This window comes from Pseudomonas rhizophila, assembly GCF_003033885.1.
Classification (GTDB): domain Bacteria; phylum Pseudomonadota; class Gammaproteobacteria; order Pseudomonadales; family Pseudomonadaceae; genus Aquipseudomonas; species Aquipseudomonas rhizophila.
Window position 1 is genome coordinate 5,445,395 of record NZ_CP024081.1, and the last position, 12,711, is coordinate 5,458,105.

Sequence of the window (12,711 nt, forward strand, 5' to 3'; positions counted from 1 at the left end):
AGTGAACGTCCCGGCCAGCCCTAGGGTTGGCCGGGTGTATTCGACCTACAGAGCCGCGTCGATTTTTTTGGCCGCGTCTTCACTGACCCAGGCGTGCCAGACTTCAGGATGTTCCTTCAGGAAGATCTTCGCCAGTTTCGGCGACTCGATCCGCTCCTTGGCCATGCGCCCGAGGTTCTGGTTCAGGATATCGATGGGCAGATTGACCTTTTCCAGCACCGCCACCAGTTCAGGCGCTTCGTCGTGGAAGGTCTTGGACAGGCCGACTTTGATGGTCACGCTTTTGTCCACGCCCGGTTTTTCTTCCAGTTTCACCAGGTCCACCTGACCCATGAGCGGGGTTGGCGACCAGTAGTAGAACAGGATCGGCTCGCCGCGCTTGTAGCTCGACAGCACCGCCGCATCCAGGGCCGGACCGGTGCCGGGGCGGAAGTTGGTGTAGGTTTTTTCCAGGCCATAGCTTTTCAGCATTTCGCTGTTGTCCAGCTCACAGGTCCAGCCGGCCGGGCAGTTGTAGAAGCGGCCCTTGGATGGCTCTTCCTGGTCCTTGAACACAGCGGCGTACTGGCCCAGGTCGGCGATGTTCTTCAGGCCCGGCGCCTTGGCTTCAAGCTTACGCTTGGCGTCACCCTCGATCACATAGCGCGGCACGTACCAGCCTTCGATGGCACCCACCACCGGGGCGCCGACACCGACGACCTTGCCGGCCTTCTCGGCCTTGTTCCAGACTTCACTGCGACCGACCCATTCTTCGGCGAACACCTGAATATCGTTGCTGCTCAAGGCGTTCTCCATGGTGATGGAGTTGCCTGGCAGACTGTCGGTCTTGCAGCCGTAGCCTTTTTCCAGCACCACTTGCATGACGTCGGTCAGCAACATGCCGCTTTCCCAGTTCAGACCGGCGAATTTCACCGGCTTGCCCGACTCGCACCAACCCGCCGCTTGCGTGGCGCCGGCACTGGCCAGCAGGCCCATGCAAAGCAATGTGGTCAGCAGGGTCTTGTTCGATTTCATTATGTGACGCTCCTAATCAGTGAATTGGCTTACGGCAGTCAAGAGGCATCCAGCCCTGTCAACATCCCATCAGGCCGCTTGGATGCGACCCGCCCTGCTCGGTTGTGCGTCAACCGCGTCCTGCTCGACCGGCAGGATCAATTGATCGGGTACAGCGCTGTGCCACTTCCTGGCGGCGAGGTAATACAGCACCGCCGGAACCACCAGGCCGATGATCCAGGAAATATCCACACCACCCATGGCTTCCACCAGCGGACCGGTATAGAACTTGGTGGCGATGAACGGCAGTTGAACCAGTACACCGAAGACATAGACGCTGATACCAAGGGCATTCCAACGACCGTAGCGACCGTTCGGGTCGGCCAGCGCCGGCACGTCATAGCGCTCGCGAGTGATGCAGTAGTAGTCCACCAGATTGATCGCGCTCCAAGGCGTAAAGAACGCCAGCAAGAACAGGATGAAAGACTTGAACGCACCGAGGAACGAGTGCTGACCGAGCAGCGCGATCAGGGTCGCCGCGCCGACGATGACCAGCACGAAGCCTAGACGCTGCAAGCGCGTGACGTTCAGGTGACCCCGAAAACCACTGATGATGGTCGCAATGCACATGAAGCTGCCGTAGGAGTTCAGCGTGGAGATAGTGACCTTGCCGAACGCGATGCTGAAGTACAGCAGCGCAGCGGTGGCACCGGTACCACCCAGACCAACGATGTAGGCCACTTCGTGACCCGCGAACTGCCCATTGGCCGAGGCGGCGGCAAACACGCCGAGGATCATCGCCACCTGCGCGCCGATGACTGAACCTGCGCCTGCGGCAAAAAAGGTTTTCACCGAGGAAGTCTTGCTCGGCAGGTAACGCGAATAGTCCGCCACGTAGGGGCCGAAGGCGATCTGCCAGGAAGCCGCGAGAGACACCGCAAGCAGGAAACTGCTCCAGCTGAAATGGCGGATTTGCAGGAGTGCGCCAACGTCCGTCTGGCTCATCAGGCGAGCGAACAGGTAAACAAAGGCGATCACACCAATGACGCTGGCGACACGGCCAATGAAGTGAATCACCCGATAACCGAGCACCGTGACCAGCACGATGGTACTGGCGAAAATGAGGATGCCGACACTGTCGCTGACACCAAACAACTGGCCCAGCGCCTGGCCGGAAAGCACGGTTCCGGTTGCGGTGAAACCCAGGTACATCAGGCACACCAGCACGATCGGGATAGCCGCGCCGTACACACCAAACTGCACCCGGCTGGAGATCATCTGCGGCAGGCCAAGCTTGGGCCCTTGCGCGGCATGCAACGCCATGACGCCACCGCCGAGCAGTTGGCCGATCAGCAAACCGATCAACGACCAGAACACATCACCACCCAGCACCACCGCCAATGCGCCGGTGACAATGGCAGTGATTTGTAGGTTGGCACCCATCCAGAGGGTGAACTGGCTCAACAATCGGCCGTGTCTCTCCGCTTCCGGTATGTAGTCGATCGAGCGCTTCTCGATCAACGGCTTGCTGCTTGCGCGTGTGCGGGTGACGGCCATGGTTCAACCTCTGTGGATTGTCCTAGTTCGAGCGTTGCTTTTTTGTGGGAGCGAGCCTGCTCGCGATGGCGGCCTATCAGCCAACACAAGTGTTGAATGTGCCGGCCACATCGCGAGCAAGCTCGCTCCCACATGGGCTCCGGGGTTACTTGCCGGTGATCATCGGCAGGTTCAGCCCCTGTTCCTTGGCGCAATCAATCGCGATCTGATAGCCAGCATCAGCATGGCGCATCACCCCAGTACCCGGATCGTTGTGCAGCACGCGGGCAATTCGCTCGGCCGCTTCGTCGGTGCCGTCGCAGACAATGACCATGCCCGAATGCTGGGAGAAGCCCATGCCGACGCCGCCGCCATGGTGCAGCGACACCCAGGTCGCGCCGCTGGCGGTGTTGAGCAAGGCGTTGAGCAACGGCCAATCGGACACGGCATCGGAACCGTCCTGCATGGCTTCGGTTTCGCGGTTGGGGCTGGCCACGGAACCGGAGTCCAGGTGGTCGCGGCCGATCACGATAGGGGCCGACAATTCGCCGCTGCGCACCATTTCGTTGAACGCCAGGCCCAGCTTGGCACGCTGGCCCAGGCCGACCCAGCAGATACGCGCCGGCAGACCCTGGAAGCTGATGCGCTCGCGGGCCATGTCCAGCCAGTTGTGCAGATGGGCGTCGTCGGGGATCAGTTCCTTGACCTTGGCGTCGGTCTTGTAGATGTCCTGCGGGTCGCCCGACAGCGCAGCCCAGCGGAACGGACCGATGCCACGGCAGAACAGCGGACGGATATACGCCGGCACGAACCCTGGGAAATCGAAGGCATTTTCGACGCCCTCTTCCTGGGCCATCTGACGGATGTTGTTGCCGTAGTCGAAGGTCGGCACGCCCATTTTCTGGAAGGCCAGCATGGCTTTGACGTGGACGGCCATCGATTGTTTGGCCGCTTTGACCACGGCAGCAGGCTCAGTCTTGGCGCGGGCGCGGTACTCGTCCCAGGTCCAGCCGGCCGGCAGGTAACCGTTGAGCGGGTCGTGGGCGCTGGTCTGGTCGGTGACCATGTCCGGGCGCACACCGCGACGGACCATTTCCGGCAGGATTTCGGCGGCGTTGCCACAGAGCGCGATGGAGATCGCCTTGCCTTCTGCGGTGTATTTCTCGATACGGGCCAGGGCGTCGTCCAGATCAGTGGCCTGTTCGTCGACATAACGAGTCTTGAGGCGGAAATCGATGCTCACCTGCTGGCATTCGATGTTCAGCGAGCAAGCACCGGCCAGGGTCGCGGCCAACGGCTGCGCACCGCCCATGCCGCCCAGGCCGGCCGTGAGGACCCAGCGCCCCTTGAGGTTGGCGTCGTAATGCTGGCGACCGGCCTCGACGAAGGTCTCGTAGGTGCCTTGGACGATGCCCTGGCTGCCGATGTAGATCCAGCTGCCGGCGGTCATCTGGCCGTACATGGCCAGGCCCTTGGCGTCCAGTTCGTTGAAGTGTTCCCAACTGGCCCAGTGCGGCACCAGGTTGGAGTTGGCGATCAACACGCGAGGAGCGTTGCTGTGGGTTTTGAACACGCCCACCGGCTTGCCGGATTGCACCAGCAGGGTTTCGTCGTCGTTGAGGTTGGTCAGGCTTTCGACGATCTTGTCGTAGCACTCCCAGTTACGCGCCGCACGGCCGATGCCACCGTAAACCACCAGTTCCTTGGGGTTCTCGGCCACTTCCGGGTCGAGGTTGTTCATCAACATGCGCAGCGGCGCTTCGGTCAGCCAGCTCTTGGCGGTCAGGGTGTTACCGCGTGGGGCACGGATTTCAACGTCACGGTATTTTTCGGGTTTGCGGGTAGCGTCGGTCACAGCAAGAACTCCTCAGCGATCAATCCAGACCAGCCCAGGCAATGGGCGCGATTTCCAGGCACGTTACGTTGAGCAATGGTGACTCATACGCATACGTCTTTACTTGTATGTACAAGCATATGCAATCAGGCGGCCAACTTGATGAATGCGCGCCCAAGGAAAACGACGAGCATGGTTGTGAGTCCCGTAATTAAAGGGCTCTAGCGGAAAATGAAATTTCTGAAGGGGATTTTTGGTACTGGAAGGAAGGGCCAATAAAGCGTGGCGTTGCGCCACGCTGGGGCATTCGGTAACAAGTTGGTGCGAGTAGAAGGAACAACGATCAGGCTTTTGTGGCGAGGGGGCTTGCTCCCGCTGGGGTGCGAAGCAGCCCTATATTTTTTGCGACTGCTGCGCAGTCGAGCGGGAGCGAGCTCCCTCGCCACAATGGCCTACACGTCTGAGGTCAGTGAGCAGTCAGCTCGATCACACAGCACTGGCCAGCAGTTGATATCTCCAGCAATCCGGTGTTACCGCTCAGTTGCAGGCAGTCATAAAGCCCCAGTGCCTCGACAGCCGTATCAATCTTGACCCTCAGCGTCGGAGCCGCACTGAACACCAACACCGTCCCCGCCTCACTGAAAAACCGCTGCTGGCCGCCCATCCACTGCAACCGCGCGCGGTAACGCAGTGGCGCGTAGATCAGGTTGAAATCACGAATCGGCCCGCCCAGCAACGTGCAGTGCACATGGCTCTCGCCGTTGAATGCAAAAGGGTCCAGCGGATGCAAAGCCCGCGTAACCTGACCATCGACGTTCAGCGTCATGCCGTCACCCTGCAAGACACTGATGACCCGCTCGTAACCGGCGAAGCTGGAAAAGCCACCCGACTCAGCAATATCGGCAATCGACAGGCGCCAGCCGAAACCGTCCAGGCCGGTACCCGCATCACGGGTAATTTCTTCGGTGCTGCCGCCGCCGTTTTTCCATGGCATGCGTGGATAATCGGCGGCGCGCAGAACTTTCATCTGCTTGATCATTTATGAAAGCGTCCTTCCAGACGATGACGGGAACCGGGGTGAATCAGGCGCGCGGCGGTTACCGGCTGACGCCCCGACCAGGTGCGGCGGCGAATCAACAGGCATGGCTCGCCCCGTTCGATCTGCAGCAGCTTGCACTCGCTCGCCTCAGCGAGAATCGCTTCAACCACGTGCTCGCCTTCGGTCAGCGGCGCAACCTGGTTGAGGTAGGCGTAGGGCGTTTGCAGGGTGAAGTCCTGCTTGAGGTAGTCCGGGGCCACCAGGGCATTGACGAAACGGTCCTCGATTTGCACGGGGATGTCGTTTTCGAAATGAACGATCAGCGAATGGAATACCTTCTGGCCTTCGCGCATGTCCAGGGCCAGGGCGCGCTCGGAACCGGCGGCCTCCTCCTCCAGCGTGATGACCTTGCACGTATGGCGGTGGCCTCGGGAGGCGATCTCGTCGGCAATGTTATGCACTTCGAACAACGCCGACTGGCTCTTGGGCTCGGCCACGAAGGTGCCGACGCCCTGCATGCGCACCAACAGGCCGTCGGCGGTCATCTCACGCAGGGCACGATTGATGGTCATGCGGCTGAAACCCAGTTGGCTGACCAGTTCGCTTTCCGACGGCACGCGGTAATGCGGCGGCCAGTTTCCACTGTCGATCTGCTGGGTGATCATCTGTTTGACGCGGGCGTACAAGGGCGCCGGACTGTCGCCCATGTTTGCGGCCAGCGGCGGTTTGGCAGGCGGAGTCGGCACGGCGGTTCCTTGTTCTGCAAAAGAAGGGTGCTAGCTTGCCGGAGTTTACCGGGCAGGCAAACGTCTGTATATGTATATACAAATTACGCACGATGAGGTTGAACCATGTCCGCCTTCTTTGCCGAACGCGCGCTGCTGCCTAGTGGATGGGCCCATGATGTACGTTTTGAAGTCGACGCCAGCGGCGTCTTGACTCATATCCAGGCCGATTCCCAGGCAAACGGCGCCGAACGGCTGGGCGGGCCACTGTTGCCTGGCATGCCGAACCTGCACTCCCACGCCTTCCAGCGGGCCATGGCCGGGCTGGCGGAAGTGGCGGGCAACCCCAACGACAGTTTCTGGACCTGGCGCGACCTGATGTACAGCCTCGTCGGAAAAATCAGCCCCGATCAGCTCGGCATCATCGCCCGACAGCTGTACATCGAAATGCTCAAGGCCGGTTACACCTCGGTCGCCGAATTCCATTATGTACACCACGACACCGACGGCACGCCTTACGCCGACCCGGCGGAACTGGCCCTGCGCATCAGCCAGGCCGCCAGCGCCGCCGGCATCGGCCTGACCCTGCTGCCGGTGCTCTACAGCCATTCCGGTTTCGGTGGCCAGGCCCCCAATGACGGGCAACGTCGATTCATCAACAGCACCGAAAACTACTTGAAACTTCAGTCACGCTTGCAGCCGATCCTGGCCGGGCAACCAGCCCAGGCGCTGGGTTTGTGTTTCCACTCGCTGCGCGCCGTGACCCCCGGGCAAATCCAGGAAGTGCTGGCCGCCAGCGACCGCCATTGCCCGGTGCACATCCACATTGCCGAGCAGCAAAAGGAAGTCGACGACTGCCTGAGCTGGAGTGGCGCCCGACCGCTGCAATGGCTGTACGAAAACACCGAGGTGGATCAGCGCTGGTGCCTGGTCCACGCCACCCACGCCAATGCTCACGAAGTCAGCCTCATGGCCAGGAGCCAGGCGATTGCCGGCCTGTGCCTGACCACCGAAGCCAACCTGGGTGACGGGATTTTCCCGGCCGTGGATTTCCTCGCCCAGGGCGGACGTCTTGGGATCGGTTCCGACAGCCATGTGTCGTTGAGCGTGGTGGAAGAGCTGCGCTGGCTGGAATACGGCCAGCGCCTGCGAGATCAACGGCGCAACCGCTTGTATCGGGCCGATCAACCGATGGTCGGGCGCACCTTGTTCGATGCCGCGCTGCAAGGGGGTGCCCAGGCGTTGGGACAACCGGTCGGCGCCCTCGAAGTGGGCAAGCGCGCCGACTGGCTGGTGCTCGATGGCAACGATCCATACCTGGCCACCGCCAACGGCGATGGGATTCTCAATCGCTGGCTGTTTGCCGGCGCAGATCGTCAGGTGCGGGATGTGATGGTTGGCGGGCAATGGGTCGTGCGTGACGGGCATCATGCCGGGGAGGAGGACAGTGCGCGGGCGTTTACTCAAGTCTTGCGCGAACTGTTGGGTTGACCACAAAACTGTGGGAGCGAGCCTGCTCGCGATGGCGGTCTATCAGTCAACATCTGTGTTGAATGTGACGACCTCATCGCGAGCAGGCTCGCTCCCACATTTGATCGGTGACTATCAATCCGAAGTCTTGGCCATCTGCCGATCCGAGGCACGCCAGATCAACCGTGTTGTGTCGTAACCCTGCTGGCGCGCCTTACTCAGCAGTTCTTCGCGCACAACGCCATTGACCGTCGGGGTTCGGGACAGCAACCACATGTAGCGACGACTCGGGTCACCGACGATGGCGGTCTTGTAATCATCGCTGACATACAGGACCCAGTATTGCCCCTTCGCCACACCCGGCACGATCCGCGAAAACCAGTTATCAAACTCGACCCAGAGCTTGTCGGTCTTGCCCGGCACTTGAGGCGTTGCAGTGCCCCTGGCTTCTTCCCACTGCCAGTCCGAGGTCAGGCAGCGGTTGAACACATCCACATTGCCGTCAGGCTTGAGGGTGTAGTGGGCTTCCGATTGCGCGCAGTTGCGCTGGAAGTACATCGGTAGACGGGCCAACTCGTACCAGGTCCCTTGGTAACGCTTGAGGTCGACGCTGTTGACAGTCTTTGGCGCCAACGGGTCTTCGCCAGAAGTGGCACAGCCAGCCAATACCAGGCCGGCAAAAAGCACTAACAATAACCGCATCATTATTTTTCTCCCGCGGGCCGGTGGCCCCGGTTTACTTCAGGCCTTGGCCGGAAAACATCAACACTTTGTCACCGGCGTACTGCACGCTGATAAAGCTCTTCTGGTCGCCCCAGGTGCAACTGGACATGCCGAGCGCGCCCGAACAATCGGTCGGTTTCCCCAACAACGCTTCGACTTCGGCCTTGGGCATGCCGGCAGACAGTTTCGAATAGTTTTCCTGGTTGACCTTGCTGCATGCCGTCAACAAGACGCACAAGGACAACAGGGCGATAGATCGCAGCGACATGGTGTAACTCCTGGAACGGAAGGGGGTGGCAGGGTGCCAACCAGAACCTTAGAAGAGAAAACCCCTATCTGGTTCCCCGACAGACCCAGTATTTGTTGGGCTTTGGGCCGGTGTTTCATGGATGAATCAACCCGTTTGTGACGCCGTCGTGTATTTCGTCGGGATTAGCCTGCACGCGCCTGATTCAAAGCGCTTTGGAGCCGATAAAAAGAGCAGCGCGATGCCAGGTGTTATGGCAAATTGACGCCCCTTCCAGACCAGCTCCTCTGCGGTAGCGTTCTTAATGACCAGAAACATGAAATTCAGCCACAAAATCCTGCTGGCTGCTGCGCTCGTGGTAGCCGTTGCATTCGCCTGCTTCATCCTGTTCAACGACTACCGTCAGCGCCAGGGCTTGCAAGCCAGCACCGAGACCTCCATGCAGGAGCTCGGCAGCCTGACCAGCCGCAACATTCAAACCTGGGTCGAAGGCCGCACCCAATTGCTGCAATCGTTGGCCCAGCAGATTGCCGTGGACGGCAGCAGTGCCGATAGTCTCAAGCGCGCCGTGGGCCTACCGGCCTACACCGGCAACTTCCAGCTCAGCTATTTCGGTGGCACCGACGGCGTGATGTTCTCGGTACCGGCCGGCAATCGTGCGGCCGACTACGATCCCCGCGCCCGTGGCTGGTACAAGGCCGCCAACAGCGCCCAACAAACCATCGTCACCGAACCCTACATCGCCGCCTCGTCGGGCAAACTGGTAATAACCGTCGCCACCCCGGTACAACATCAGAACCAGATGATCGGCGTGGCCGGTGCGGACATCGACCTGTCCAGCGTCAGCGCCATCATCAACTCGCTGAATTTTGGCGGCCACGGCCATGCGTTCATCGTCAGCGCCGACGGCAAGATCCTCATCCACCCCGACAGCAAGCGCGTGCTCAAGACCCTGGCCGAGGCCTACCCTGACGGCGCACTGCACGTCAGCCCAGGCATGAAAGAAGTCGAGCTCGACGGCAAGACTCAATACCTCTCCTTCACGCGGGTCAACGGCGTACCGGGGGCCGACTGGTACGTGGCGCTGGTGCTCGACAAGAACACTGCCCTGGCGATGCTCAGCGAGTTCCGTACTTCGGCGCTGATCGCCATGGTGATTGCCGTAGTATTCATCATCGCCCTGCTGGGCATGCTGATCCGCGTGCTGATGCAACCGCTGCTGACCATGGGCCGCGCCATGCATGACATCGCCGAAGGCGAAGGCGACCTGACACGCCGTCTGACCATCCATGGCCAGGACGAATTCGGCGCTCTGGGCACGTCGTTCAACCGTTTCGTGGAGCGTATTCACACGTCGATCCGCGAAGTGGCCTCGGCCACCGGTCTGGTCAACGAAGTCGCGCTGCGTGTGGTCAGCGCGTCAAACTCGTCGATGGTCAATTCCGATCAGCAGGCTTCACGCACCAGCAGCGTAGCCGCGGCGATCAACCAGCTCGGTGCCGCCGCCCAGGAAATCGCCCAGAACGCCGCCCTCGCCTCGCAACATTCCAGCGATGCCCGCAGCCTGGCCGAAGACGGTCAACACGTGGTGGATAAAACCATCACCGCCATGCAGCAGTTGTCCGCCAAGATCAGCGATTCGTGCGGCAACATCGAAACCCTGAACAACAATACGGTGAACATCGGCCAGATCCTTGAGGTGATCACCAGCATTTCCCAGCAGACCAACCTGCTCGCCCTGAACGCAGCCATCGAAGCCGCCCGGGCCGGTGAAGCCGGTCGCGGCTTCGCGGTGGTGGCCGATGAAGTGCGCAACCTGGCTCATCGCACCCAGGATTCGGCGCAGCAGGTGCAGAAGATGATCGAGGAGCTGCAAGTCGGCGCCCGGGAAGCGGTCCTGACCATGACCGACAGCCAGCGCCAGAGCGAAAGCAGCGTCGGCATCGCCAACCAGGCCGGCGAACGCCTGGGCAGCGTGACCCAGCGCATCGGTGAAATCGACGGCATGAACCAGTCCGTGGCCACCGCCACAGAAGAGCAGACCGCCGTGGTGGAATCGATCAACGTCGACATCACCGAAATCAACACGCTGAACCAGGAAGGTGTGGAAAACCTGCAAGCGACATTGCGGGCCTGTGCCGACCTTGAACAGCAAGCGGCGCGGTTGAAGCAGTTGGTGGGTAGTTTCCGAATCTAGTGCCCGGGCGGGCCCCATCGCGAGCAAGCTCGCTCCCACACCGATCTCTGTCGGACACAAAATCCGCGATCACCAAAGATCAACTGTGGGAGCGAGCCTGCTCGCGATGGCGATAGTAGCCGCAACGCAATCTAGAACCTGGACCCAGGCCTGTTCAAAAACTCGATTTCATCAGCCGTGGACTCACGCCCCAACACCGCATTGCGATGGGGGAAACGTCCAAACTGCGCAATGATCTTCTGATGCCGCTCGGCGTAATCCAGGTTGTCTTCGAACACCGCCCGATCCGCCTCGGGCTGCTCGCGGGTCAGTTCGATGAAACGGGACACCGCTTCATTCTGCACTGCCAGGTTTTCGCAATGTTCGAGCACCAGGTAGATGAACACCCGCTGGATAGGTTCGAGTTGCCGGTCGAAACCCGCCGCCATGCCCTGGGCCACCAGCGCTTGGGCACGCAGGTCACCGGAAAAAGCCTTGGGGGAGTCGCGAAAGATCATCCGCGGGAGCTGATCAAGCAGCAGCACCAGGGCCAGCCAGCCTTCGGGGCGTTGCGCCCAGTCGGTCAATCCGCCGGCCAGTGCCTGCTCGACCTGATCGCCGAAGCGCTCTTGCGCTTGGCGATCATGCCGTTTGCCGAACCACAGCTTGCCCTTGTCAGCGGCTATTTCGTCCGGCGATTTGGCGGAGCCAAACCACCAATCGAGCAACGGCTGCCAGGGCTGGGCCATGATTTATTCCTTGTGGTAGGCCGTGGCGCGGGCGACCTCTTCCTTCGAGCCAAGGAACACCGCCACACGCTGGTGCAGGCCTTCGGGCTGGATGTCGAGAATACGCTGGTGACCGTCAGTGGACGCACCGCCAGCCTGTTCCACCAGGAACGACATCGGGTTGGCTTCGTACATCAGACGCAGTTTGCCCGGCTTGGACGGCTCGCGGCTGTCGCGCGGGTACATGAACAGACCGCCACGGGTCAGGATGCGGTGTACGTCCGCGACCATCGCGGCGACCCAGCGCATGTTGTAGTTCTTTTTCAGCGGACCTTCTTCACCGGCCAGCAATTCGCTCACATAGCGTTGTACCGGGGCTTCCCAGTGACGCTGATTGGACATGTTGATGGCGAATTCCTGGGTGGTTTCAGGAATGGTGATGTCTTCGTGGGTCAGGACGAAGCTGCCCATCTCACGGTCCAGCGTGAAGCCTTTGACGCCGTCGCCCAGGGTCAGCACCAGCATGGTCTGCGGGCCATAGATGGCATAACCGGCGGCGACCTGTTCGGTGCCTGGCTGCAGGAACGCCTTTTCATTCAAGGCTTCATTCTGGCTCAGGTATTCGTTCGGGCAACGCAATACCGAGAAGATGGTGCCCACTGGCGCGTTGATATCGATGTTCGACGAACCGTCCAGTGGGTCGAACACCAGCAGGTAAGCACCCTTGGGGTATTTGCCTGGGATCTGGTAGGCGTTGTCCATTTCCTCGGACGCCATGCCGGCCAGGTGGCCGCCCCATTCGTTGGCTTCGAGCAGAATTTCGTTAGAGAGCACGTCGAGCTTCTTCTGCACTTCGCCCTGCACGTTTTCGGTGCCCATGCTGCCCAGGACACCACCCAGGGCGCCTTTGGATACGGCGTGGCTGATCTCCTTGCATGCACGCGCCACCACTTCGATCAAAAAGCGCAGATCGGCAGGGGTGTTGTTGCTGCGGGTCTGCTCAATCAAATAGCGACTCAAGGTAACGCGGGACATGGACGGCTCCGAAGAATAGGGGGCGGAAAAACCTGCGCAGTTTAGCGCGAGTCGGGACTTAATTCCTCCTATGAGACGGGGAATGGAGGATTGAGTTCACGGGGTCGCGCCTCGCTTGGGTATTTCTGTTGTCGATAGGACGCTATCGCGAGCAGGCTCGCTCCCACATTTGATCTTCTGCGGACACAGTTTTTGTATACGACAT

At 60.6% G+C, this 12,711-nt stretch carries 11 protein-coding genes; 2 read left to right on the forward strand and 9 right to left on the reverse strand.

The window, feature by feature from the left end:
• Positions 1-45: 45 nt before the first annotated feature.
• From CRX69_RS25265 to hutC, 5 genes are all read right to left on the reverse strand, one after another.
• Positions 46-1,014: an ABC transporter substrate-binding protein gene (locus tag CRX69_RS25265; protein ID WP_047226933.1), complete on the reverse strand. Its 969-nt coding sequence runs from the start codon at positions 1,012-1,014 to the stop codon at positions 46-48.
• A gap of 69 nt (positions 1,015-1,083) precedes the next feature.
• Complete coding sequence (locus tag CRX69_RS25270) at positions 1,084-2,550, reverse strand: purine-cytosine permease family protein (protein ID WP_107323042.1); 1,467 nt, start codon at positions 2,548-2,550, stop codon at positions 1,084-1,086.
• Positions 2,551-2,695: 145 nt separating this feature from the next.
• A complete protein-coding gene (gene hutU, locus CRX69_RS25275) occupies positions 2,696-4,384 on the reverse strand; it encodes a urocanate hydratase (RefSeq protein ID WP_047226931.1) in 1,689 nt (562 codons plus the stop codon).
• A 445-nt stretch (positions 4,385-4,829) separates the two neighbouring features.
• The gene (locus CRX69_RS25280) at positions 4,830-5,399 is read right to left on the reverse strand and encodes a HutD/Ves family protein (RefSeq protein WP_107323306.1); all 570 of its coding nucleotides are present in this window, start codon (positions 5,397-5,399) and stop codon (positions 4,830-4,832) included.
• Positions 5,399-6,109, reverse strand: coding sequence for a histidine utilization repressor (hutC, locus tag CRX69_RS25285; protein ID WP_171061303.1), 711 nt, complete (start codon positions 6,107-6,109; stop codon positions 5,399-5,401). The genes CRX69_RS25280 and hutC overlap by 1 nt, the downstream gene beginning before the upstream one ends.
• A gap of 144 nt (positions 6,110-6,253) precedes the next feature.
• Here hutC and CRX69_RS25290 point away from each other — a divergent pair, with 144 nt between their 5' ends.
• A complete protein-coding gene (locus tag CRX69_RS25290; protein WP_107323043.1) occupies positions 6,254-7,618 on the forward strand; it encodes a formimidoylglutamate deiminase in 1,365 nt (454 codons plus the stop codon).
• A gap of 114 nt (positions 7,619-7,732) precedes the next feature.
• Here the strand turns inward: CRX69_RS25290 and CRX69_RS25295 are convergent, their stop codons facing one another.
• Positions 7,733-8,302 carry a lipocalin family protein gene (locus CRX69_RS25295; protein WP_047226927.1) on the reverse strand — a complete coding sequence of 190 codons (570 nt, stop codon included), beginning with the start codon at positions 8,300-8,302 and terminating at the stop codon, positions 7,733-7,735.
• A 31-nt stretch (positions 8,303-8,333) separates the two neighbouring features.
• Positions 8,334-8,588, reverse strand: coding sequence for a lipoprotein (locus CRX69_RS25300; protein ID WP_047226926.1), 255 nt, complete (start codon positions 8,586-8,588; stop codon positions 8,334-8,336).
• 283 nt (positions 8,589-8,871) lie between these two features.
• Between CRX69_RS25300 and CRX69_RS25305 the strand changes: the two genes are divergently transcribed.
• On the forward strand, positions 8,872-10,764 hold the full coding sequence (locus CRX69_RS25305) for a methyl-accepting chemotaxis protein (protein ID WP_197685214.1): 1,893 nt from the start codon (positions 8,872-8,874) through the stop codon (positions 10,762-10,764).
• A gap of 131 nt (positions 10,765-10,895) precedes the next feature.
• On the opposite strand, the gene CRX69_RS25310 is transcribed toward CRX69_RS25305, so the two are convergent.
• A complete protein-coding gene (locus CRX69_RS25310) occupies positions 10,896-11,492 on the reverse strand; it encodes a DUF924 family protein (RefSeq protein WP_107323044.1) in 597 nt (198 codons plus the stop codon).
• 3 nt (positions 11,493-11,495) lie between these two features.
• A complete protein-coding gene (locus CRX69_RS25315; protein ID WP_107323045.1) occupies positions 11,496-12,506 on the reverse strand; it encodes a class 1 fructose-bisphosphatase in 1,011 nt (336 codons plus the stop codon).
• Positions 12,507-12,711: the final 205 nt, after the last annotated feature.

Excerpts from the sequence above, each read along its gene's own strand:
- CRX69_RS25300 (WP_047226926.1), bottom strand. The coding sequence starts at position 8,588 with ATGTCGCTGCGATCTATCGCCCTGTTGTCCTTGTGCGTCTTGTTGACG.
- hutC (WP_171061303.1), bottom strand. The coding sequence starts at position 6,109 with ATGGGCGACAGTCCGGCGCCCTTGTACGCCCGCGTCAAACAGATGATC.
- CRX69_RS25305 (WP_197685214.1), top strand. The coding sequence starts at position 8,872 with ATGACCAGAAACATGAAATTCAGCCACAAAATCCTGCTGGCTGCTGCG.
- CRX69_RS25295 (WP_047226927.1), bottom strand. The coding sequence starts at position 8,302 with ATGATGCGGTTATTGTTAGTGCTTTTTGCCGGCCTGGTATTGGCTGGC.
- CRX69_RS25265 (WP_047226933.1), bottom strand. The coding sequence starts at position 1,014 with ATGAAATCGAACAAGACCCTGCTGACCACATTGCTTTGCATGGGCCTG.
- CRX69_RS25315 (WP_107323045.1), bottom strand. The coding sequence starts at position 12,506 with ATGTCCCGCGTTACCTTGAGTCGCTATTTGATTGAGCAGACCCGCAGC.
- CRX69_RS25310 (WP_107323044.1), bottom strand. The coding sequence starts at position 11,492 with ATGGCCCAGCCCTGGCAGCCGTTGCTCGATTGGTGGTTTGGCTCCGCC.
- CRX69_RS25270 (WP_107323042.1), bottom strand. The coding sequence starts at position 2,550 with ATGGCCGTCACCCGCACACGCGCAAGCAGCAAGCCGTTGATCGAGAAG.
- CRX69_RS25290 (WP_107323043.1), top strand. The coding sequence starts at position 6,254 with ATGTCCGCCTTCTTTGCCGAACGCGCGCTGCTGCCTAGTGGATGGGCC.